Origin of the sequence: Streptomyces sp. NPDC002730 (genome assembly GCF_042888805.1) — a bacterium.
Classification (GTDB): domain Bacteria; phylum Actinomycetota; class Actinomycetes; order Streptomycetales; family Streptomycetaceae; genus Streptomyces.
Map to the genome: position 1 here is coordinate 263,284 of NZ_JBIAQG010000004.1, position 22,344 is coordinate 285,627.

A 22,344-nucleotide genomic window follows, 5' to 3' on the forward strand; every position below is an offset into this window, starting at 1 on the left:
CGCACCGCACGGCGAGCGGACCTCACCGCCGCTCGCCGTGCGCGAAGCCCCCGCAACCGGCAGCCTTGGTCGTGAGCATTGCGGCCGGAGGAGGTGGTTTCCTTGCCGGATCCGCTTGCCACCGGGCCCACCCCGCCGGACAGCGCAAGCGAGGGTTCCCACCCCCTCCTGTCCCTGGCCCTGGCCGGGATGATGGACGACGTCCACGCCCACTCCGGCGCCGTGTACTTGCTGTCGCCCGATGAGCAGGTGCTCGAGATGGCCGTCATGGCCGGACTGCCCCGGGCCTTCGCCGCGCCCTGGGAGCGGATCTCGCTCAGCTCACCCATCCCTGTCGCCGACGCCCTGCGCGAACGGCGGCTGATCTGGGTCTCCGGCGAGGAGGAAATGGCGAGCCGCTATCAACGGATCGCGGTGGTCCTGCCGTATCCGTTCGCCCTCGCCGCCCTGCCCATCGCGACCGACGACACCGCGTACGGAGCGGTGTTCGTCACCTGGCCAGGCTCCCATCCGTCGGCCATCTCCGACGACGAACGCGGCCGTCTCACCGCTGCCTGCGACCGCCTCGCCCTGCGGCTGCGCCGGGCCGCGGAGGCAGGCCGCCCCCTCGTCCCCGAGCCCGACTTCCTCGGACCGACCGCCATGGCGGGTACGACCGGCGCGGTCGAGGCCGTACACATGCTGGCGCGGATTCCGGACGGGATGTGCTCGCTGGATGTGGACGGTCGCGTCACCTACGCCAACCCCGCCGCCGGCGAGCTGGTCGGTGCGCCGGTGAGCGAGCTGCTGGGAGGCCAGCTGTGGTCCGCGCTGCCCTGGCTGAACGATCCGGTGTACGAGGACCGCTACCGGGCGGCCCTGATCAGTCAGCACGCCACCTCGTTCGTCGCGCTGCGCCCGCCCCAGGACTGGCTGATGTTCCGGCTCCACCCCAGCCGGAACGGGATCAGCGTGCGCATCACCCCGGCCCGCGGAACGGTCCGGGAAATGCCCTCCGACGTTCCGTCCGAGCACCCCGCACGGCTGGTCGCCATTTCCCACATCCTCAACCTGGCCAGTGCGCTGACGGAGGCCGTGGGCGTGTCCGACGTGATCGAGCTGGTGGCCGACGAGATCATGCCGGCTGTCGGCAGCCGGTCGCTGGTCATGCTCGCGTCCGAGTCGGGCCGGCTGCGCGTCCTGGGACACCGCGGCTACGAGGACGCGTCGATCGTGGAGCAGTTCGACGGCATGCCCCTGGTCGCCCAGACCCCCGGTGCCCATGCGCTCTCGAGCGGAGTGCCGTCCTTCTTCGAGACACGTGCGCAGCTGGAGCGCATTTATCCCGCCCGCTTCGTCACTCCGGACGGCATGGCTGCCTGGGCCTATCTGCCGCTGATCGCCTCCGGACGCCCCGTCGGCACCTGCGTCCTCGGCTACTCGCAGCCGCACCACTTCTCCAGCGACGAGCGCGCCGTGCTCACCAGCCTCAGCGGTCTCATCGCCCAGGCCCTGGAGCGGGCTCGGCTCTACGACGCCAAGAACCGGCTGGCCCACGGACTCCAGTCAGCACTGCTCCCGAACTCGCTGCCGAAGCTGCCCGGTCTGGAGGTCGCCGCACGGTATCTGCCCGGCACCCAGGGCATGGACATCGGCGGCGACTTCTACGACCTGATGCGCACCCGCGACGCGGCGGCCGCCGTCATCGGCGATGTGCAGGGCCACAATGTCACCGCCGCAGGATTGATGGGCCAGGTCCGCACGGCGGTCCGCGCCTACACGGCGGTAGGCCAGCCGCCCGGCCGGGTCATGGAATCCACCAACCGGTTGCTGATCGACCTCGAAGGAGACCTGCTGGCCAGCTGCGTATATCTGCATCTGGACCTGTTGCGCCACCGTGCCCTGCTGGCCCGTGCCGGACACCCCCAGCCGCTGCTCCGCGATCCGGAGGGCCGCGTCCACATCCTGGACCTGGCCGGCGGCCCGCTGCTCGGTGTCGATCCGTCGGCCGGCTACCCGACCACATTGGTGTCGATGCTCCCGGGAACCCTGCTGGTCCTGTACACGGACGGACTGATCGAGGTCCCAGGGGTCGACATGGACGAGGCGCTGGCGGATCTGGCGGAGGAACTGGGACACGCCACCGACCAGCCGCTGGAAGCCGTGGCCGACCGTCTCATCGCCAAGGCGACGGGCAACCGTGAGCGCGGCGACGACACGGCGCTGTTGCTGCTCCGTCCCGAGCGCTGAGCAGGACCGCTGCCGGCCGCGCTCGAGCCGTCTGATACGAAGGCCGGGCGATTGATACGAAGGCCGGGCGATCACGCCCGACCATGCACGCCGAGCACCGGGAGCACCATGACCGCCGCACGCCCGAGCATCCTCTATGTCACGGATCTCGGCTATGAGGCGAAGCGTCGCCGCTACTGCGACGAGGACATCCGCCTCTCCGGGCGCCTGCGCGAGGACTTCGACGTCGCTCTGTGCCATCCGCTGGACGCGGCGCGTCTGATGGGCTCCTTCGACGGCGTCCTCGTACGCAACAGCGGTCCCGTGCTGCACTACCAGGGGGAGTACGACGCCTTCCGTGCCCTCGCCCGCAAGACCGGCGCCCGTCTCTACAATCCGCCGACGGGCCGCGCGGACATGGCGGGCAAGCAGTATCTGGTGGAGCTGAGCGCGGCCGGGTATCCGGTGATACCGACCGTGGACCGCGGTGAGGACCTCGGACGGCTGCCGCAGGCCGTGGAGTACGTCGTCAAACCGAAGATCGGGGCGGACTCGATCGGGATGGAGTTTCTCCACCCCGGCCGCCTCACCGAGGTCATGCACGGCGACGTCCTGGTGCAGCCGAGGATTCCGTTCCGCTACGAGGTGTCGTTCTACTTCGTCGACCGGGACTTCCAGTACGCCCTGTACGCCCCGCGCCCGGAGCGCCGCTGGGAGCTGGAGCGGTACGAACCGGGCCCGGCGGACCTGGAGTTCGCCCAGCGGTTCATCGACTGGAACACCCTGGACCACGGCATCCAGCGCGTCGACGCCTGCCGGGCTCCGGACGGTGAGTTGCTGCTGGTCGAGCTGGAGGATCTCAATCCGTATCTTTCGCTGGACCTTGTGGAGGAGGCCGTCCGCGAGGCCTTCGTCGCCCGGATGAAGGCCTCGCTGCGCGATCTGCTCGGCTGAGCTCAGGCGCCGAGGCCGCGCCCGGGTCCGATGCCCCGCCCAAGTCCGAGGTCGCGTCCGAGTCCGAGTCCGAGTTCGCGCTCGCCGAGCGGTGCGAAGAACCGAGCCACGTCCGCGTCCGTCACCTGCGCAAGATCCGCGGGCGACCAGCGCGGGCTGCGGTCCTTGTCGATGACCTGCGCCCGGACGCCTTCCACCAGGTCGGGCGAGGAGAAGGCCGCGCACGAGACGCGGTACTCCTGGTCCAGGACCGGCTCCAGCGCACCGAGTTCACGGGCTCGGCGCAGCGCGGCGAGAGTCACCTTGAGGGAGGTGGGCGATCTGCTGAGGATCGTTTCGGCTGTCTCCTTCGCCGCCGGATCGCCCCGGCCGAGCAGCCGGTCGAGGATCTCCTCCACGGAGTCGGCGGCGTAGCAGTCGTCGATCCACTCGCGGTGCCTGGCCAGTTCACCCTCGGGGGCGGGCCCGGCACACCGCCTCACGGCCTCGGTCACGTCCGACTCGGCGAGCGACGCGGTGAGTTCCGCCAGCCGCTGCGACGGTACGAAGTGATCGGCGAGCCCGCACAGCAGTGCATCGGCCGCGCCCACCGCCGTGCCGGTGAGCGCCAGATGCGTGCCGAGCTCGCCGGGCGCCTGCGCCAGCAGATGCGTACCGCCCACATCCGGTACGAAGCCGATGCCTGTCTCCGGCATGGCGACCTTCGACCGCTCGGTGACGATTCGTACGTCGCCGTGCGCGGACACGCCGACACCGCCACCCATCACGATGCCGTCCATGACGGCGACATACGGCTTGGAGTAGCGGGCTATCCGGGCATTGAGGCGGTACTCGTCCCGCCAGAAGTCCAGCGACGCGCTGCCGCCCGCCAGCGCGTCCGCGCGGACGGCGCGGATGTCGCCCCCCGCGCAGAGCCCACGCTCACCGGCTCCGGTGATGACCACGACCTCGACGGCAGGGTCCTGTTCCCATGTGGCCAGCGCCGTATCGACGGTGCGGACCATGGCGTGGCTGAGGGCGTTGAGGGCGCGGGGACGGTTGAGGGTGATGTACCCCGCGTGACCCTCGGTGCGCAGCAGTACGGAGTCGTCGGGGACCATCGGGTTCCTTCCGGGGTGTGGATCTTCTCCCTCCATCCTCGCTCACCCCGGCGACGGCCCGGGCTCGAGGGGCATGGGCGGACGAGGGGGCCGCGCCGCCCGCCTTCTGCTCGCACTCTTCCCGCCAGTCCGACCAGTCGGTACGTTCTGGGGAGCCGGGTACCGGCAGGCCGCAAGACTGGCCCGAGGCGACGGAGGATCCCATGTCAGAGCGCGATGCCCAGATCGACGGCCACTGCGACGAACGGTTCCGGGCCGTCCGGGCCGCCTTCGAGGAGAACTTCCGCGAACGCGGCGAACTGGGCGCGGCCGTGAGTGTTCTGATCGACGGGGAGCCCGTGGTCGACCTGTGGGGCGGCTGGGCCGACTCCGCGCGCAGCGTTCCGTGGGGGTGCGACACCCTCGTCAATGTGTGGTCGACGACCAAGGGTCCTACGGCGCTGTGCGCCCATCTGCTGGCCGACCGGGGGCAGCTCGATCTGGACGCTCCGGTCGTCACCTACTGGCCGGAATTCGCCGCAGCCGGCAAGGAGGCCGTTCTCGTCCGCCATCTGCTCTCGCACCGCGCGGGCCTGGCCGGACTGCGCGAACCGCACACGGTCGCCGAGCTCTACGACTGGGAGCTGACCACGTCGCGGCTGGCGGCCGCCGAGCCCTGGTGGGAGCCGGGCACGCAGTCCGGGTACCACGCCATGACCTACGGCTTCCTGGTCGGCGAGGTCATCAGGCGCATCACCGGACAGCTGCCGGGAGAGTTCCTGCTCCAGGAGGTCACCGGACCGCTCGGCATCGACTTCACCATCGGGCTGCCGGAGAAGGAGGCCGGGCGCGCCGCCGAGCTGGTGCATCCGCCGGCCGCGTCGAGCAGCGAACAGGCCGCCGTCTTCGCCCAGTTGCAGCCCGTCGCGCTGGCGGCCCTGGTCAACCCCATCGTCGGAGCCGCCGACGCCAACACCCCCGAGTGGCGCGCCGCCGAGATCCCCGCGGCCAACGGCCACGGAACGGCCCGTGCGGTCGCGTCCCTGTACGGAATCTTTGCCGGGCGAGGAGAGTTCGGGGGCCGGCGCCTGCTGTCGCCCGAGGCCGCCGAGCGCGTCCGCGAAGGCCAGGGCCGCTGTCGGGACCTGGTGCTGGGTGCGGGCTTCGAGCACGAGACGGAGGTGGGGCTGGGCCTCTGGCTGAGCGGTGAGAACGGTTCGTACGGCCCCAACCCCCGGGGGTTCGGCCACGACGGCTTCGGCGGCTCCTGCGGACTCGCCGACCCGGAGGCGGGCATCAGCCTGGGATACGTGATGAACCGCATGGGCCCCAACATCGCCGACGACCCGCGCAAGATGGCGTTGATCGACGCCCTGTACAAGTCGGTGGAGCTGCCTGGCTAGTCGCTCCCCCTCTCCGTGGTCCGGCCCTTCCGGATTCTTGCAACACGTTCTACTGTGTGCGCCGCGCCCGGGGACGGACCGCGAGACTCCTGGAGGGGCTGTGCACCTCGAATACACGCCTGAGCAGCAGCAGTTGCGCGCCGAACTGCGCACCTACTTCACCGACCTGGTGCCGGACAACGTCCACGCCCGATACGCCGACCCCGGCGCGCAGAAGCGCTTCTACCGCGAGACGATCCGCCGCCTCGGCACGGACGGCTGGCTCGGTGTCGGCTGGCCCAAGGAGTACGGGGGCCGCGGCCTCAGCCCCATGGAACAGTTCGTCTTCTTCGACGAGGCCGCCCAGGCAGGCGTACCGCTGCCGCTGATGGCGCTGAACACCGTCGGCCCGACGATCATGCAGTTCGGCACGGACGAGCAGAAGGCGTACTTCCTGCCGAAGATCCTCTCCGGGGAGATCGACTTCGCGATCGGGTACAGCGAACCCGACGCGGGCACCGACCTCGCGGCTCTCAAGACCCGCGCGGTACGCGAGGGCGACGAGGACACCGGCCACTACACGGTCAACGGCCAGAAGATCTGGACCACCAACGGCGACACCGCCGACTGGGTCTGGCTCGCCGTGCGCACCGACCCCGACGCACCGCCCCACAAGGGCATCACCATGCTGCTGGTCCCGACCTCCGACCCCGGCTACTCCTGCACCATCATCAACACGCTCGCCTCGCACGACACCACCGCCAGCTACTACGAGAACATCCGGGTGCCCGCCTCCCGCCGTGTCGGCCAGGAGAACAAGGGCTGGAGTCTGATCACCAACCAGCTCAACCACGAACGCGTCACCCTCGCCGCCCACGGCACCATGGCCATCCGCGCGCTCCACGACGTCCAGCGCTGGGCCGCCGAGACCAAGCTCGCCGACGGCCGCCGCGTCATCGACCTCGGCTGGGTGCGCAAGCGGCTCGCGCAGACCCACACCAAGCTCGACGCAATGAAGCTGCTCAACTGGCAGATGGTGGGCGCCGTCGAGCAAGGCAGCCTCACCCCGCAGGACGCATCCGCCGTCAAGGTGTACGGCTCCGAGGCACGCCGTGACGCGTACGCCTGGCTGATGGAGGTCGTCGGCGCGGCAGGCGCCCTCAAGGAGGGCTCGGCCGGGGCGGTCCTGCACGGCGAGCTGGAGCGCGGCTACCGCTCAGCCGTGATCTTCACCTTCGGCGGCGGCAACAACGAGATCCAGCGCGAGATCATCTCGTGGATCGGACTGGGGATGCCGCGGGTACGACGCTGATGCCGTGTGGCGAAGAATTATAGTTGGCACAAAAGAGGGATAGTTGGCATCAAGATCAACACTCTGGAGCGCTGGCTGAGCCGGCACGCGATAGGTGGAACCTGGCCAGGCATGTTGGAACTACTAGAGACGTGTCGCAGTCCGGACAAGGTCGGCGACGGCTCTGGACCGGCTGTGCGGTGGCCAGGCGATCACGGTGGTGACTGTCGGCGCGTCCAGCACGGGCACTGCCGCGAGGTCACCATGCAGTTGGGCTCGGCACGACTCCGGTGAGACCGCGCAGGCACGGCCGAGCGCGACGAGCTGCAACAGCTGCGCGTGGTCTCGGACCTGCGGGCCGGGGCCGGGCGGGTAGGTGCCGTCGGGGTCGGGCCAGCGTGGCAGGGGCAGGCCCGGCAGCCCGGTGATGTCGGCCATGTGCACATGGGCCCGGATGGTGAGCGAGTGCCCAGCCGGCAGGACCACAACCTGGCCTTCCGTGCTGAGTTCTTCGGTGTCGAACCCGGACGTCGAGTCGAACGGACGGTGCAGTAGCGCCACGTCGGCCCGGCCCTCGCGCAGGAGTCGTTCCTGCTCGGCCGGCCCGCACAGGATGACCTCGACCGGGACCGCCCCGGGTTCGGCGGCGTACGCGTCGAGCAGTTTCGCCAGCAGCTCTCTGGACGCGCTGGCCTTCGTGACCAGGACCAGGCCAGGACGGCCGGTGGTGGCAAGCGCAGCGCGGCGGGTCCGGCGTTCAGCAGCGTCGACCGCATCGAGGGCCGCGCGGCCCTCGGCCAGCAGCACCGAACCGGCCTCGGTCAGTGCGACAGTGCGGCTGGTCCGATCCAGCAGCGCTGCCCCGAGCCTGCGTTCGAGCTGCTGGATCGCCCGTGACAAAGGCGGCTGCGCGATGCCGAGCCGCCGCGCGGCGCGCCCGAAGTGCAACTCCTCAGCGACCGCGACGAAGTAGCGCAGTTCCCGGGTCTCCATACGACCACGCTACCCCGGATCAATACCCGGACGGTATCGTCGCCCACCCGATCGGTCTTGGACCCCAGCCGGAGTCCGAGGACAGCATGGTCCCCATGAGTGAACGAACGATTGCGCTGGTCACCGGCGCGAACAAGGGAATCGGCTACGAGATCGCCGCGGGCCTTGGCGCCCTCGGCTGGAGCGTCGGAGTCGGCGCACGCGACGATCAGCACCGTAAGGCCGCGGTGGAAAGACTGCGCGCGGCCGGCGTCGACGCGTTCGGCGTACCACTGGACGTGACCGATGACGCGAGCGCGACCGCCGCCGCACGGCTGATCGAGAAACAGGCGGGGCGTCTCGACGTGCTCGTCAACAACGCCGGCATCGCCGGCGGTATACCGCAGGAGCCCACCCGGGTCGATCCCGCCACCATCCGGACGGTCGTGGAGACCAACGTGATCGGCGTCATCCGTGTCACCAACGCGATGATGCCGCTGCTGCGCCGCTCTGCTGCACCGCGGATCGTGAACATGTCCAGCAGTGTCGGCTCCCTCACCCGGCAGTCAGGAACCGCTGCCGAGCAGACGGCGGGTCCGGTGGCCGTGGCGTACTCGCCGTCCAAGACGTTCCTGAACGCAGTCACCCTCCAGTACGCCCGGGAGCTGAGCGGCACGAACATCCTGATCAACGCCGGCTGCCCCGGCTACGTCGCGACCGACCTCAACGGCTTCCGCGGCGTGCGCACCCCCAAACAGGGCGCGGCGATCGCCATCAAACTCGCGACCTTGCCCGACGACGGCCCGACCGGCCAGTTCTTCGACGACGCCGGCATAGTGCCCTGGTGATGCGCACGGCGGTCATCACCCACCAGGTGAGGCGGCTTCGCCCGAGTCGGGGACAAACCGTGTCGTTGAAGGCTCTGCTTTGGCAGCGCCGATCCGAAGATCCTTGCCGTGATCACAAGCGTCAGCTAGGACTGACAGCTCGACGGTCTGGCGGACACGCGCCGGATCTTCTCCGTCCGCGGTTCCGCCCAGCGCCGACTGTTTGACAGCCATCATGGGGAATCAGTCACAGCGGCCTGCCCTTCCCCGACAGGACACCGGATCGGACAGTCCGCCCAGATCAGACCACCGGGACCGGGAAGGTCGGGTACTCCACCCCGGATACATGCTGGACGACGCGGATGACCTGGCAGGAGTAGCCGAACTCGTTGTCGTACCAGAGGTAGAGGATCGCGTCGTCGCCCTCGACCTTGGTGGCGCCGGCGTCGATGATCGAGGCGTGGCGCGAGCCGATGAAGTCGCTCGAGACCGCGTCAGGGGCGCTGATGAAGTCGATCTGGCGCTTGAGCGGCGAGGTCAGCGACACGTTGCGGAGGTGGTCGAGGACCTCCTCGCGGGTGGTCTCGCGCGCGAGGCGCAGGTTGAGGATCGCGATCGAGACGTTCGGCACCGGGACGCGGATCGAGCTGCCGGTGATCCTTGCCTTGAGGTCGGGCAGCGCCTTGGCGACGGCGGAGGCGGCACCCGTCTCGGTGATGACCATGTTGAGCGGCGCCGAGCGGCCGCGGCGGTCGGCCGCGTGGTAGTTGTCCAGCAGGTTCTGGTCGTTGGTGAACGAGTGGACGGTCTCCACGTGGCCGCGCAGGACGCCGTACTCGTCGGCCATCGCCTTCAGCGGCGGGACGATCGCGTTGGTGGTGCAGGACGCGCAGGACAGGATCTGCTCGTCCGGCTTGATCATGTCGTGATTGACGCCGTGCACGATGTTGGGGACGTCGCCCTTCCCCGGCGCGGTCAGGACGACCTTGTCGACGCCGGGGCGGAGGTGCTTCGACAGGCCCTCGCGGTCGCGCCACTTGCCGGTGTTGTCGATGAGGATGGCGTCCTTGATGCCGTACGCCGTGTAGTCGACCTCAGACGGGTCGTTGGCGTAGATCACCCTGATCTCGTTGCCGTTGGCGATGATCGTGCTGTTCGCCTCGTCGACGGTGATCGTGCCCTGGAACTGACCGTGGATGGAGTCGCGGCGCAGCAGCGAGGCGCGCTTCACGATGTCCTGGTCGCCGCCCTGGCGGACGACGATGGCACGCAGTCGCAGGCCGTTGCCGGAGCCGGCCTTCTCGATGAGCAGGCGGGCGACGAGGCGACCGATGCGGCCGAACCCGTAGAGGACGACGTCGCGCGGCTCGCGGCGCTCGATCTTGTTGGTACCCGTGGCGCCGGCGACGGCCCCGGCGGTGAACTCCTCCACCGAGAGACCGCGGTCGTCGGCCTTGTACGTCGCGGCGAGCATGCCGATGTCGATCTGGGAAGGGCCGAGATCGAGCGTGGTGAGGGCCTGCAGGAAGGGCAGCGTCTCGGTGACCGAGAGTTCTCCACCGGCGATCTGCCGGGCGAATCGGTGGGTCTTGAGGATGCTGACCACCGACTTGTTCACCAAGGAGCGGCTGTGAAGCAGGACCGTGACGTCCCGCTCCCTGTGCAGCTTCCCGATGATGGGGATCATCGACTCCGCGATCTCCTCGCGGTTCTTCCAGTTGGTGAACGAGTCGTCATTGACAGTCACAGGTTTATCTTTCGAGCTAGGCGGTGCTCATATGCTAACCCCCCGCCATTTTGATCATTCAACCGGTGCCACCTGAGCGGGATGCCGGGATCGGGCCGCCACACCGGGACCCGCTCGACGGGGGCGCGGGGATGCGGCGCGGACCGGCCGGTGCCCAGCGATGACGGCCTGTCAGCCAAGGGCACGGTCGAGGTTGAACGCGGCGCTGATCAGTGAGAGGTGGGTGAACGCCTGGGGGAAGTTGCCGAGTTGTTCGCCGGTCAGTCCGATTTCCTCGGCGTACAGGCCGACGTGGTTGGCGTAGGTGAGCATCTTCTCGAAGGCCAGCCGGGCCTCCTCCAGCCGTCCGGCGCGGGCGAGCGCCTCGACGTACCAGAAGGAGCAGATCGAGAATGTGCCCTCGGCCCCCCGGAGGCCGTCCGGGCTGGCTTCCGGGTCGTAGCGGTAGACCAGTGAGTCGGACACCAGGTCCGCGGTGAGCGCGTCCAGGGTCGCGAGCCATTTGGGGTCGGTGGGTGCGATGAATTTGGCCATCGGCATCATCAGCACAGAGGCATCGAGTACGTGGTCGTCGAGGTGCTGAACGAACGCCCCTCGTTCGGGGGACCAGCCGCGTTGCATGATCTGCCGGTAGATCGCATCACGGGTCTGCCGCCACCGGCGGTGGTCCGCGGGCAGGCCGCGGCGGTTCGCCATCCGGATGGCTCGTTCTATCGCCACCCAGGACATCAGCCGCGAATACAGATAGTTCCTGCGGCCCCCGCGTGTTTCCCACACGCCGTCGTCGGGTTGGTCCCAGTGGGCGCAGAGCCAGTCCACCAGAACCCCGAGCTCCTCCCACCGATCGCTGCTGATGGGCTGTCCCCACTTGTCGTACAGATATACGGAGTCGATCAGTGCTCCGTAGATGTCCAGCTGGAGCTGGCCGGTGGCGGCATTTCCCACCCGTACCGGGGCGGACCCCAGGTAGCCCTCGAGGTGGGGCAGCTCACGCTCGGGCAGCTCGCCGCGCCCGTCGATTCCGTACATGATCTGCAGCGGTCCCGCGGGTCCGCTGCCACGCATGATGCCCCGCTCGGACAGGAAGCCCATGAACGCCTCGGCCTCTCCGGTGAAGCCCAGCCTGAGCATGGCGTAGACACAGAAGGCGGCGTCACGGACCCATACGAACCGGTAGTCCCAATTGCGCTCGCCGCCGATCAGCTCGGGCAGGCTGGTCGTCGGGGCAGCCACGATCGCACCCGTCGGCGCGTAGGTGAGCAGCTTCAGCACGAGCGCGGAGCGGTGCACCATCTCCCGCCAGCGTCCGTGGTAGCGCGAGCCGGCCAGCCAGTTGCGCCAGAACCTGACCGTTGTCTCGAACTGGTCCTCCGCCTCGGCCTGGGGACAGGCTCGCGGGATGACGTCGTCACTGATCTGGTCGAGGGCGAACACCGCGGACTCGCCTTCGAGGAGCTTGAAGTGCGACCACACGTCCAGGCCGTCGCACTCCAGTGGCGTGGTGGCGGTGAGCGCCAACGACAGGTTCTCGGACCGGAACAGTGCGTCGTTGCCCTGCAGTTGCGCGGAATGCGGTTCGGCCCCGTAGCCGAAGCGGGGAGCCACCCGCGCTGTGAACGGGAGCGTTCCCCGAACGCAGATCACCCGCCGGATCAGCCGGTGCCGGGCCACCGAGCCGGAGTCGTCGGTGACCGGCATGAAGTCCTGGATCTCAGCCACCCCGTCGGAGGCGAAGAACCGCGTGATAAGAACGTTTGTGTCGGGAAAGTAGAACTGCCGGGTTCTCGTCGGCACCTCGGCGGCCAGCTCGAACGATCCGCCCCGGTTCGCATCCAGAATGGAGGCGAACACGCTCGGTGAGTCAAAGCGCGGGCAGCAATACCAATCGATGGTGCCGTTGGTGCCCACGAGCGCCGCACTGTGAAGATCGCCGATAAGGCCGTGCTCGGCGATCGGCAGGTAGGGCGAGAGGCCCACTTGTCCGAATCCGGCATCCGCCATATCGGCCTCCCTACGACCGCAGGGGCGCATAGTGCCTACACGTGATGGTAGATCTCCACGGCTGCGGATGCCATCGCAGCCCAGTAGCGCTCCACCATCACATCACCGAGTCTGACCTGGCATGACGCCGGTCAGGACCGGGCCTGCAGCAGGGATCGCCCCAAACAGTAGCCCGCAAGATCGCGGCGACGCTCAAGGACCTCAACGCGACCCGTTTCGATCTGACGTACGGGATGAACGGGATGATGGACTTCTGACGCCCCGGCGTCAGATCCTCGCGGTTGCACAGCAGGCGTCGTCTGCACGTCAGCACTCCGGGCAGATGACATGTATCTCAAGGAGTCGCACATGAGTGAAGCCGACGACCTGAGCGAAGCCGACCCGGGGCTCTTCGGACCCCATTCCGTCACCTGGCAGATGCACGGCGACCCGATGATGTGGGTCGCCGGGGTGCGCGCCTTGTACCTCCAGGCGCTGCACCCCCGTGCCGTACGCGGAGTCATGCAGAATTCCGACTTCCGCAAGGACGCCTGGGGCAGGCTCATGCGTACGGCCAACTTCGTCGGCACCATCACCTACGGCACCGCCGCGGCCGCCGAGCGGGCGGGCGCCCGGGTCCGCCGCATCCACACCCGCCTCAAGGCGACCGATCCCGCGACGGGCGAGCGCTACGGCGTCGACGAGCCGGAGCTGCTGCTGTGGGTGCACTGCGCCGAGGTCGGCTCCTACCTCGATGTCGCACGCCGCTCCGGTCTCCCGATCAGCGACGCACAGGCCGACCGTTACCTTGCCGAACAACGTGAAGGCGCACGCCTGGTCGGCCTCGACCCGGCCGACGTGCCCGCCTCCACCGCCCAGCTCGCGAAGTACTTCGACGTGGTCCGCCCCGAGCTCGCCGCCGGACCCGAGGCGCACGACGTGGACGACTTTCTCCAGCGGCCACCCATCAACGCCCTCCTCGTCCCGGCGCGCGAACTGCTGTGGCGGCGTGTGGCCGCACTCGCGTACAACGCGCTGCCCCCTTACGCCCATCAGCTCTACGGCAGACCCGCCCCCGCCGCTGAGCGCGTCACGCATCAGCTCAGCGCCACCGGCAACCTGTTGCGCTGCATTCCCTCCCGTCTCCGCTGGCAACTGCCGCCAGGTCACATCTTGAAAGCGATGGCGCGACTCGGCCCCGGCGCGCGCCCGGCCCCGTACAAACTCCGCAGACAGGAGGCCATACTGGACGGGCCGGGGAGGGCGCAGGGAAGCGACGGGGGCGATAGCACGCGATGGCGGAATCCAGGCTGATCCAAGGCCGGTACCGGCTGCTCGATGTCATCGGGCGCGGTGGCATGGGCGAGGTGTGGCGGGCCCGCGACGAATCGCTCGGGCGGCGTGTCGCGGTCAAATGCCTCAAGCCGATGGGACCCCAGCACGACCAGTCCTTCACCCGGGTCCTGCGGGAGCGCTTCCGCCGCGAGGCGCGGGTGGCCGCCGCGCTCCAGCACCGCGGGGTGACCGTGGTCCATGACTTCGGCGAGTACGAGGGGGTGCTGTACCTGGTCATGGAGCTGCTGGAGGGGAGCAACCTCAGCCAGCTGCTCGAGGAGAACAAACAGCATCCGCTGCCGGTGCCCGACGTCGTCGACATCGCCGAGCAGGTCGCCGACGCCCTCGCCTACACCCATGAACAGGGCATCGTCCACCGCGACCTGAAGCCCGCCAACATCATGCGGCTCACCGACGGCACGGTGAAGATCTGCGACTTCGGCATCGCCCGCCTCGGCGCGGACATCGGCTTCACCTCCCGGCTCACCGGCACCGGCATCGCCATGGGAACCCCGCATTACATGTCGCCCGAGCAGATCAGCGGCGACCATGTCGACCACCGCAGCGACCTCTACTCGCTGGGCTGTGTGCTGTACGAGATCGCCACCGGTGTCCCGCCCTTCGACCACGACGACGCCTGGGCGGTGCTCGTCGGGCACCGCGACACGCCACCGGAACCGCTCCGCACCCACCGGGCCGAGATCCCGGAGTTCTTCCAGCAAATCGTCCTCGACCTGCTCGCCAAGACACCCGAAGAGCGGCCCACCGACGCCAAGGACGTCCGCCGCCGGTTCGGCGCCTCCCCGCACCAGGGCAGGCCGCACCAGGGCCACGCGCACACCGAAGAGCCCTTGCAGCGCCCCGAGCAGCCGCCATCCCGCGAGCCGCGGCTCCCGTCCTGGACCCGCGGTATGACCACCGGCCACAAGGCGAACGGCACCGCGACCGTGCGGCCCGATCTGCCCGACCACACCGCCGGCCTGACCGGTGAGTGGACCACGTACACCGATCCGCGCGGCGGCCCCGCGCTGCCGGTCCAGGCCCGGCCCGAGCGGCCCACCCCGCCGCCGGAGCTGCTCGCCGTCCTCGCCAGCCGGCACAACGCGGGCCTCAGCCTCGGCCGGCTGAGCCGCTGGGAGGAGGCCGGCGAGGTGCATCGATCGGTCGCCGTCGAGCGCGAGCACCTGCTGGGCCCCGACCACCCGGACACCCTCGCCAGCCGGTACGAGGTCGGTTTCACGCTGAGCAGGACCGGTCGTGCCGCGGACGCGCTGCGGGAGTTCGGCCGGGTCGCGGACGGACGCGAGCGGACCATGGGCGCCGACCATCCCGAGACCCTCGCCGCCCGACAGGAGATGGCGTACGTCCTCGGCCAGCTCGGGCGGCACTTCGAGGCCCATCAGGTCTACGCGGCGGTCCTCGACTCCCGCGAGCGCACCATCGGCCATGAGCATCCCGACACGCTGCGCTGCAGGCACAACCTCGCCTTCAACCTCAGCAGGCTGGGACGGCTGGAGGACTCGTACCGGATGGCGTACGACGTCGCCGCCGCCCGCGGCCGCGTGCTCGGCGCGGGCCACCCCGACACCCTGGTAACGAGATATGAAGTCGCCTATGCGCTCGGCCAGTTGGGCCGCTGGACGGAGGCGCTGCAGACCTACCGCGAGGTGGCCGTCGCGCGCGCCCAGGCGCTGGGAGCCGATCACCCCGACACGCTCGCCGCCCGTTACGAGGTCGGCATCAGCCTCGGACGGCTCGGCCGCAGCGCGGAGGCCCTGGAGCTCTACCGCGACCTCGTCGACGACCGCACCCGCGTGCACGGTCCCGCCGATCCCGAAACCCTGCGCGCCCGCCACGGTCTGGGTGTGAACCTCGGCCGGCTCGCCCGCTGGGAAGAGGCCCTCACCGAGTCGCGCGACGTGTGCGCGCTGCGGGAACGGATCCTGGGCGCCGACCACCCCGACACCCTCATCAGCCGCCGCGAAGTCGCCGTGGGGCTCGGCTGGCTGGGACGCTGGGCGGACGCCCTCGCTGTCTATGGACAGGTGGCCGAGGCCCGGCAGCGGGTGCTGGGAATGAACCATCCCGACGCGCTGGCCAGCCGCAACGACGAAGCCCACTGCCTGGAGCAGCTCGGTCGCCACGCCGAGGCGGTCGACCTGTACCGGCGGGTGGCGGCCCTGCGGCAGCAGCGCGGCGCGCAGGGGGTCTGACCGCTGCGGGCGATCAGCCGTTAGGGTCCGGCCATGCCCGCACACACCTCGTACGACGCAGTGATCGTCGGAGGCGGCCACAACGGCCTGGTCGCCGCCGCCTACCTCGCCCGTGCCGGACGCTCCGTCCTCATCCTGGAGCGCCGCGGAAACACCGGGGGAGCGGCCGTCTCCACCCGGCCCTTCGCCGGGGTCGACGCCCGGCTCTCCCGCTACTCGTACCTGGTCTCGCTGCTGCCGGACAAGATCGTGCGCGAGCTGGGTCTGAACTTCGCCGTACGCAAACGCACCGTCTCCTCCTACACGCCGAAGGGCGGCGCCGGCCTGCTCGTGGGCGGGGACCGTACACGGGAGTCGTTCGCCGCACTCACCGGCGGCGACAGCGAGTACGCGGCCTGGCAGGAGTTCTACGGGATGACCGGCAAGGTCGCCGAACGGGTCTTCCCGATCCTCACCGAGCCGCTGCCCACGCGTCAGGCGCTGCGCGCGCACATCGACGACGAGACTGCCTGGCGGACGCTCTTCGAGGAGCCCATCGGCGTCGCGATCGAGAAGCGGTTCGCCGACGATCTCGTCCGGGGTGTGGTGCTGACCGACGCCCTGATCGGCACCTTCGCCGACGCCCATGACCCCTCGCTGCTCCAGAACCGCTGCTTCCTCTACCACGTGATCGGCGGCGGGACGGGGGACTGGGACGTGCCGGTGGGCGGCATGGGCGCGCTGACCGACGCGCTGGCGGGCGCGGCCACGGCGGCCGGCGCGGAGATCGCCACCCTGCACGAGGTGTCCCGTATCGAGACCGACGGCGAACGGGCCGAGATCACCTTCCGCTCCCAGGACGCCGAGGGCACCGTCGCGGCCCGGCAGGTCCTGGTGAACGCCTCGCCGCAGGAGCTTGCCTCGCTGCTCGGCGATGAGCCGCCCGCCGCCGCAGAGGGCGCCCAGCTCAAGGTCAATATGCTGCTGCGCCGGCTGCCGCGGCTGCGGGACCGCTCCGTCGACCCGCGCGAGGCGTTCTCCGGGACCTTCCATGTCTCCGAGGGCTACGGCCAGTTGGCGACCGCGTACCGGGAGGCCGCGGACGGCCGGCTGCCGGGCGCGCCGCCGTCCGAGATCTACTGCCACTCACTGACCGACCCGTCGATCCTCGGCCCTGAGCTCGCGGCCGAGGGCTACCAGACTCTGACCCTCTTCGGGCTGCACACCCCTGCCCGGCTCTTCGCGGCGGACAACGACGGGACGCGTGACCAGCTGCTGACGGCCACCCTCGCCGAGCTCGACGCCTATCTGGAGGAGCCGATCGCCGACTGCCTCGCGCTCGACGAGAACGGCGAGCCCTGTATCGAGGCGAAGACCCCGCTCGACCTCGAACGGGAACTGCGGCTGCCCGGCGGTCATATCTTCCACCGCGACCTCGCCTTCCCGTACGCCACCGAGTCCACCGGGCGCTGGGGGGTCGAGACGGCGCACGCCAATGTGCTGCTGTGCGGGGCGGGCGCCGTCCGCGGCGGCGGGGTCAGCGGTGTGCCGGGACACAACGCCGCGATGGCGGCACTGGGCCGGTGACATCGTTCTGATGGTTCGTCAGTCCCGGGACACCGTCCAGCCGTTCGCCTCGATCAGGGCGGCGTCCGCGGGTCTGCCCTCGTTGAAGACCGGGCGTCCGCGGTCCTCGACGCGGATCGAGTCCACATAGACGCCGCGGCCGACATAGAGCTGGTCGGTCGCATACCGCCAGCGCAGCCGCACCTTGGAACCGCGCCAGGCCGACAGGTCCGCGGTCAGCCAGTGCCAGACACGACCGGACCAGCCGGATACCGAGCCCGTCGGGTGCGGCTGCGGCTCGGCCCCCTTGTGTACGGTCGTGAACGGCACCGGCCGCCAGGTCGCTCCTTGGTCCGCCGACGCCTCCAGGAACAGCGCGTCCGAGCCCGGCTCGGTGTCCCACCACAGCGAACACCGAAGCCGCGCCCGCTCCGAAGCGAGGGCGAGCGGGGGCAGGGTCAGCGTGGCGGCGGTGGAGCCCGCCATGCCCGAGAACCAGGCGGTGCGGCCGTGCTCCGGGCGGACGGCGACCGCACGGGCCATGTTGTTGGCGGCGGCGACCCGCGGGGCGCTGCCCGAGCGCCAACCACGCACCGGGTGCACGGAGTTGCCCAGCACGATCAGGAACGAGTCGGTGCTCGGGTCGAGGACCAGACTGGTGCCCGTGAAGCCGGTGTGGCCCGCGGTGCGTGGCGTGGCCATCGCTCCCATGTACCAGTGCTGGTAGAGCTCGAAGCCGAGGCCGTGCTCGTCGCCGGGGAAGGCGGTGTTGAAGTCGGTGAACATCAGCTCCACCGACGACGCGCACAGAATGCGGGAGCGTCCGTAGACACCGCCGTTGAGGAGGGTGCGGGCGAGGATCGCGAGGTCCCAGGCGCAGGAGAAGACTCCGGCATGGCCCGCGACGCCGCCGAAGCTGTATGCGTTCTCGTCGTGCACCTCGCCCCAGACCAGACCGCGGTCGAGCCCCGACCAGGGCAGCCGGGCGTCCTCGGTGGCGGCGATCCTCGGTTTCCATGAGGCGGGCGGGTTGTATCGCGTGCGCTGCATCCCGAGTGGAGCGGTGATCTCGTTTCGGAGCAGTACATCCAGAGTGTGACCGGTGATCTCCTCGAGGATCAGCTGCAGCGAGATCAGATTGAGGTCGGAGTAGAGGTACTTGGTGCCGGGCGGACTGGCCGGCGCCTCGTTCCACAGCAGCCGGAGTTTCCCTTCCCGGGTCGGCTCCTTGTACAGCGGAATCCAGGCGCGGAATCCGGACGTGTGCGTCAGCAGCTGGCGCACGGTGATGTCCTGCTTGCCCGCGCCCGCGAAATCCGGGAGGTAGGAGGCGACTTTGGCCTCAAGGCCGAGCGTGCCCCGCTCGATCTGCTGCACGGTGAGGATCGAGGTGAACAGCTTCGAGACGGACGCCAGATCGAAGACGGTGTCCTCGGCCATCGAGATCTGCCGGTCCGCCGGGAACTCCACGGCCGTGTCGGTCTTCTCGTCGTAGGCCGAGTAGCGCACCGCCTTGCCGATCGGCTCGTGCAGCGCCACCGTGCCGCCGCGCCCCGCGAGCAGTACGGCACCCGCGTACCAGGGGTACTTGGGGGAGGGGCCGAGGAACTTCTTCGCGTCGGTGACGAGTTGGTCCAGTCGGCCGGGGAGCAGCCCGGCCCGCTCGGCGGAACCGCGCCGCAGCGTCGGCCGCGCCGAACCGTGACCGGAGCGCGAGCCGCCACCGGGGCCGGAGCCCGAGCCGCCACCCGGGCCCGACGCCCCCGCCGCCTCAGCGAAAGGAATCGGCGCCAGCGCGAGCGCCCCGCCCAGCGCCAGAGCCCCGCTGCCCAGCCTCCGCCGGCTGATCCCTCTGCCCGCTGCGTCCTCTGTCATACGGAACCCTCTCCTGAAAGTATCTTTCGGGATCTCGATCAGCAGTGAAACTTTCTTGCGAGGTCCTGGTGCTGTCAACCACCTCAAAGAATCTGACACAGCATCAGAAAATCTCTTCCTTCGTCTGCCGGTCTGCGGCATCCTGCCGCCCATGGAGACGGAGCTGAGCAAGAGACTGGGGATCGAGCACGCCATCTTCGGCTTCACGCCATTCCCCGCGGTGGCCGCCGCCATCACCCGGGCGGGCGGTTTCGGCGTGCTCGGCGCGGTCCGCTACACCGCGCCCGACGATCTCAAACGCGACCTCGACTGGCTGCACGAGCACACCGACGGCAAGCCCTACGGCCTCGATGTCGTCATGCCCGCCAAAAAGGTCGAGGGTGTGAGCGAGGCCGACGTCGAGGCGATGATCCCCGAAGGGCACCGGCAGTTCGTCAGAGACACCCTCGCCAAGCACGGCGTCCCCGAACTCCCCGAGGGTGAGGCCTCCGGCTGGCGCATCACCGGCTGGATGGAGCAGGTCGCCCGCAATCAGCTCGACGTCGCCTTCGACTATCCGATCAAGCTGCTCGCCAACGCGCTCGGCTCACCGCCCGCCGATGTCGTACAGCGCGCCCACGACCGGGGCGTCCTGGTCGCGGCCCTCGCCGGGAGCGCCAGGCACGCCAGGCACCACGCCGATGCGGGTATCGACATCGTCGTCGCGCAGGGCTACGAAGCGGGCGGACACACCGGCGAAATCGCCTCCATGGTGCTCGTCCCCGAGGTCGTCGAGGCCGTGAATCCCCTTCCCGTACTGGCCGCCGGCGGCATCGGCAGCGGCGAACAGATCGCCGCCGGACTCGCACTCGGCGCGCAGGGCGCCTGGCTCGGCTCGCTCTGGCTCACCACCACGGAGGCGGACCTGCACTCCCGCGCGCTGACCGCCAAACTCCTCGCGGCGGGCTCCGGCGACACCGTCCGCTCCCGCGCCCTGACCGGCAAACCCGCCCGCCAGCTGCGCACCGAGTGGACCGATGCCTGGGACGACCCGAGCGGTCCCGGCACCCTTCCCATGCCGTTGCAGGGGCTGCTCGTCGCCGACGCCGTCTCCCGTATCCAGAAGTACGAAGTGGCCCCGCTGCTCGGCACACCTGTGGGCCAGATCGTCGGCCGGATGAACTCCGAGCGCACCGTCCAGCAGGTCTTCGACGAGCTGACCAGCGGCTTCGAGCGCGCCGTCGACCGCATCAACCGCATCGCCGGAAGGAGCCAGTCATGACCGAACGGGCAGGGGGGTCCCCCCGGACGGAGTCTGGGGGAGGGTTCTGGGCCCTGGCCGCCGCGGACCCGGAGCGTACGATCCTGATCGCACCGGACGGCGAGGCATGGACCGCCGGCCGGCTGCACGCCGCCGTCAACCAGCTCGTCCACGGACTGCGCGCGGCCGGACTGCAGAAGGGCGACGCCTTCGCCATCGTCCTGCCCAACGGCGTGGAGCTCTTCACCGCGTATCTCGCCGCATCCGAGGCCGGTCTGTATCTGGTGCCCGTCAACCACCATCTCGTCGGACCCGAGATCGCCTGGATCGTCTCCGACTCCGGCGCCAAGGTGCTCATCGCGCACGAGCGGTTCGCGGCCGCCGCGACGGCCGCCGCCGACGAGGCGAAGCTGCCCGCGAGCCACCGCTACGCCGTGGGCGGCGTCGTCGGCGGCATCAGTGGCATCGGCGGCTTCCGCCCGTACGCCGAACTCCTCGACGGACAGCCCGAGTCCGTGCCCGAGGACCGAGCGCTCGGCTGGGTCATGAACTACACCTCCGGCACCACCGGCAGGCCGCGCGGTATCCGTCGGCCACTGTCGGGAAAGCTCCCCGAGGAGACGCATCTCGGCGGCTTCCTCGGGATCTTCGGCATCAAGCCGTTCGACGACAATGTGCACCTCGTCTGTTCGCCGCTCTACCACACCGCCGTACTCCAGTTCGCGGGCGCCGCCCTGCACATCGGCCATCAGCTCGTACTGATGGACAAGTGGACGCCCGAGGAGATGCTGCGCCTCATCGACGCCCACCGGTGCACCCACACCCACATGGTCCCGACGCAGTTCCACCGGCTGCTCGCGCTGCCCGACGCGGTGAAGGAGCGCTATGACGTGAGCTCCATGCGGCACGCCATCCATGGCGCTGCCCCCTGCCCCGACCACGTCAAGCGGGCGATGATCGACTGGTGGGGCAACTGCGTCGAGGAGTACTACGCGGCCAGCGAGGGCGGCGGCGCGTTCGCGACCGCCGAGGACTGGCTGAAGAAGCCCGGCACCGTCGGCAAGGCCTGGCCCATCAGCGAACTCGCCGTCTTCGACGACGACGGCAACAGGCTCCCGCCCGGCGAACTGGGCACCGTCTACATGAAGATGAGCACCGGGGGCTTCAGCTACCACAAGGACGAGGCCAAGACGCGGAAGAACCGTATCGGCGACTTCTTCACCGTCGGGGATCTCGGGATCCTCGACGAGGACGGCTATCTCTTTCTCCGCGACCGCAAGATCGACATGATCATCTCGGGCGGTGTCAACATCTATCCGGCCGAGATCGAGGCCGCGCTGCTCACCCATCCCGCCGTCGCCGACGCGGCCGCCTTCGGTATCCCGCACGCCGACTGGGGCGAGGAGGTCAAGGCGGTCGTCGAGGCCGCCGACGGCCGGCAGCCCGGCGACGCACTGGCGGCCGACATCCTCGCCCACTGTGAGCGGCAACTGGCGGCCTACAAGCGTCCCAAGACGGTGGACTTCATCGAGGCCATGCCGCGCGACCCGAACGGCAAGCTCTACAAACGACGCCTGCGCGCCCCGTACTGGGAGGGCCACGATCGGGGCATATGAGGCGGAGGGAGGGCAGCAACCACCTCAAGGTCGTGCTGGGCCGGCCGGGTCACGGTGCTCCCGGCGGGACACATCCGGCG

At 69.7% G+C, this 22,344-nt stretch carries 15 protein-coding genes; 10 read left to right on the top strand and 5 right to left on the bottom strand.

Annotated elements, in window-relative coordinates; translation table 11 throughout:
- Nucleotides 1-189: 189 nt before the first annotated feature.
- Both ACFYXH_RS12410 and ACFYXH_RS12415 read left to right on the top strand, forming a co-directional pair.
- Nucleotides 190-2,229: a SpoIIE family protein phosphatase gene (locus ACFYXH_RS12410; RefSeq protein WP_389562247.1), complete on the top strand. Its 2,040-nt coding sequence runs from the start codon at nucleotides 190-192 to the stop codon at nucleotides 2,227-2,229.
- 108 nt (nucleotides 2,230-2,337) lie between these two features.
- A complete protein-coding gene (locus ACFYXH_RS12415; RefSeq protein ID WP_389562028.1) occupies nucleotides 2,338-3,162 on the top strand; it encodes a hypothetical protein in 825 nt (274 codons plus the stop codon).
- Between the two features lie 2 nt (nucleotides 3,163-3,164).
- On the opposite strand, the gene ACFYXH_RS12420 is transcribed toward ACFYXH_RS12415, so the two are convergent.
- Nucleotides 3,165-4,262 (bottom strand): enoyl-CoA hydratase/isomerase family protein, encoded by a 1,098-nt coding sequence (locus ACFYXH_RS12420; protein ID WP_389562029.1) that lies wholly within the window; start codon nucleotides 4,260-4,262, stop codon nucleotides 3,165-3,167.
- Between the two features lie 203 nt (nucleotides 4,263-4,465).
- On the opposite strand from ACFYXH_RS12420, the gene ACFYXH_RS12425 reads away from it, so the two are divergent.
- Together ACFYXH_RS12425 and ACFYXH_RS12430 are read left to right on the top strand one after the other, a co-directional pair.
- Nucleotides 4,466-5,644, top strand: coding sequence for a serine hydrolase domain-containing protein (locus tag ACFYXH_RS12425; RefSeq protein WP_389562030.1), 1,179 nt, complete (start codon nucleotides 4,466-4,468; stop codon nucleotides 5,642-5,644).
- A gap of 100 nt (nucleotides 5,645-5,744) precedes the next feature.
- Nucleotides 5,745-6,935: an acyl-CoA dehydrogenase family protein gene (locus ACFYXH_RS12430; RefSeq protein ID WP_389562031.1), complete on the top strand. Its 1,191-nt coding sequence runs from the start codon at nucleotides 5,745-5,747 to the stop codon at nucleotides 6,933-6,935.
- A gap of 123 nt (nucleotides 6,936-7,058) precedes the next feature.
- Here ACFYXH_RS12430 and ACFYXH_RS12435 read toward each other — a convergent pair whose 3' ends face one another.
- A complete protein-coding gene (locus ACFYXH_RS12435) occupies nucleotides 7,059-7,907 on the bottom strand; it encodes a LysR family transcriptional regulator (protein WP_389562032.1) in 849 nt (282 codons plus the stop codon).
- Nucleotides 7,908-8,002: 95 nt separating this feature from the next.
- Between ACFYXH_RS12435 and ACFYXH_RS12440 the strand changes: the two genes are divergently transcribed.
- Nucleotides 8,003-8,734 (top strand): SDR family NAD(P)-dependent oxidoreductase, encoded by a 732-nt coding sequence (locus ACFYXH_RS12440; protein ID WP_389562033.1) that lies wholly within the window; start codon nucleotides 8,003-8,005, stop codon nucleotides 8,732-8,734.
- Nucleotides 8,735-9,014: 280 nt separating this feature from the next.
- Here the strand turns inward: ACFYXH_RS12440 and ACFYXH_RS12445 are convergent, their stop codons facing one another.
- Nucleotides 9,015-10,460 carry a glyceraldehyde-3-phosphate dehydrogenase gene (locus ACFYXH_RS12445; RefSeq protein ID WP_389562034.1) on the bottom strand — a complete coding sequence of 482 codons (1,446 nt, stop codon included), beginning with the start codon at nucleotides 10,458-10,460 and terminating at the stop codon, nucleotides 9,015-9,017.
- Between the two features lie 171 nt (nucleotides 10,461-10,631).
- Entirely contained in the window at nucleotides 10,632-12,461 is a 1,830-nt protein-coding gene (locus tag ACFYXH_RS12450) for a glycoside hydrolase family 15 protein (protein ID WP_389562035.1), read from the bottom strand.
- A 348-nt stretch (nucleotides 12,462-12,809) separates the two neighbouring features.
- Here ACFYXH_RS12450 and ACFYXH_RS12455 point away from each other — a divergent pair, with 348 nt between their 5' ends.
- The 3 genes from ACFYXH_RS12455 to ACFYXH_RS12465 are packed head-to-tail and all read left to right on the top strand — an operon-like array spanning nucleotide 12,810 to nucleotide 17,554.
- Entirely contained in the window at nucleotides 12,810-13,754 is a 945-nt protein-coding gene (locus tag ACFYXH_RS12455) for an oxygenase MpaB family protein (RefSeq protein WP_389562036.1), read from the top strand.
- Nucleotides 13,736-15,988: a tetratricopeptide repeat protein gene (locus ACFYXH_RS12460; RefSeq protein WP_389562037.1), complete on the top strand. Its 2,253-nt coding sequence runs from the start codon at nucleotides 13,736-13,738 to the stop codon at nucleotides 15,986-15,988. Before ACFYXH_RS12455 ends, ACFYXH_RS12460 begins: the two co-directional genes overlap by 19 nt.
- Nucleotides 15,989-16,021: 33 nt before the next feature.
- Nucleotides 16,022-17,554, top strand: a complete 1,533-nt coding sequence (locus ACFYXH_RS12465; RefSeq protein ID WP_389562038.1) for a phytoene desaturase family protein — start codon at nucleotides 16,022-16,024, stop codon at nucleotides 17,552-17,554.
- A gap of 18 nt (nucleotides 17,555-17,572) precedes the next feature.
- On the opposite strand, the gene ACFYXH_RS12470 is transcribed toward ACFYXH_RS12465, so the two are convergent.
- Nucleotides 17,573-19,408, bottom strand: coding sequence for a serine hydrolase (locus tag ACFYXH_RS12470; protein WP_389562039.1), 1,836 nt, complete (start codon nucleotides 19,406-19,408; stop codon nucleotides 17,573-17,575).
- Between the two features lie 151 nt (nucleotides 19,409-19,559).
- Between ACFYXH_RS12470 and ACFYXH_RS12475 the strand changes: the two genes are divergently transcribed.
- Together ACFYXH_RS12475 and ACFYXH_RS12480 are read left to right on the top strand one after the other, a co-directional pair.
- A complete protein-coding gene (locus ACFYXH_RS12475; RefSeq protein ID WP_389562040.1) occupies nucleotides 19,560-20,669 on the top strand; it encodes an NAD(P)H-dependent flavin oxidoreductase in 1,110 nt (369 codons plus the stop codon).
- Complete coding sequence (locus ACFYXH_RS12480) at nucleotides 20,666-22,264, top strand: acyl-CoA synthetase (RefSeq protein ID WP_389562041.1); 1,599 nt, start codon at nucleotides 20,666-20,668, stop codon at nucleotides 22,262-22,264. Before ACFYXH_RS12475 ends, ACFYXH_RS12480 begins: the two co-directional genes overlap by 4 nt.
- Nucleotides 22,265-22,344: the final 80 nt, after the last annotated feature.

Coding starts and splice junctions, on each gene's coding strand:
- ACFYXH_RS12410 (WP_389562247.1), top strand. CDS start 190: ATGATGGACGACGTCCACGCCCACTCCGGCGCCGTGTACTTGCTGTCG.
- ACFYXH_RS12455 (WP_389562036.1), top strand. CDS start 12,810: ATGAGTGAAGCCGACGACCTGAGCGAAGCCGACCCGGGGCTCTTCGGA.
- ACFYXH_RS12425 (WP_389562030.1), top strand. CDS start 4,466: ATGTCAGAGCGCGATGCCCAGATCGACGGCCACTGCGACGAACGGTTC.
- ACFYXH_RS12415 (WP_389562028.1), top strand. CDS start 2,338: ATGACCGCCGCACGCCCGAGCATCCTCTATGTCACGGATCTCGGCTAT.
- ACFYXH_RS12460 (WP_389562037.1), top strand. CDS start 13,736: ATGGCGGAATCCAGGCTGATCCAAGGCCGGTACCGGCTGCTCGATGTC.
- ACFYXH_RS12465 (WP_389562038.1), top strand. CDS start 16,022: ATGCCCGCACACACCTCGTACGACGCAGTGATCGTCGGAGGCGGCCAC.
- ACFYXH_RS12420 (WP_389562029.1), bottom strand. CDS start 4,262: ATGGTCCCCGACGACTCCGTACTGCTGCGCACCGAGGGTCACGCGGGG.
- ACFYXH_RS12470 (WP_389562039.1), bottom strand. CDS start 19,408: ATGACAGAGGACGCAGCGGGCAGAGGGATCAGCCGGCGGAGGCTGGGC.
- ACFYXH_RS12475 (WP_389562040.1), top strand. CDS start 19,560: ATGGAGACGGAGCTGAGCAAGAGACTGGGGATCGAGCACGCCATCTTC.
- ACFYXH_RS12450 (WP_389562035.1), bottom strand. CDS start 12,461: ATGGCGGATGCCGGATTCGGACAAGTGGGCCTCTCGCCCTACCTGCCG.
- ACFYXH_RS12435 (WP_389562032.1), bottom strand. CDS start 7,907: ATGGAGACCCGGGAACTGCGCTACTTCGTCGCGGTCGCTGAGGAGTTG.
- ACFYXH_RS12440 (WP_389562033.1), top strand. CDS start 8,003: ATGAGTGAACGAACGATTGCGCTGGTCACCGGCGCGAACAAGGGAATC.
- ACFYXH_RS12480 (WP_389562041.1), top strand. CDS start 20,666: ATGACCGAACGGGCAGGGGGGTCCCCCCGGACGGAGTCTGGGGGAGGG.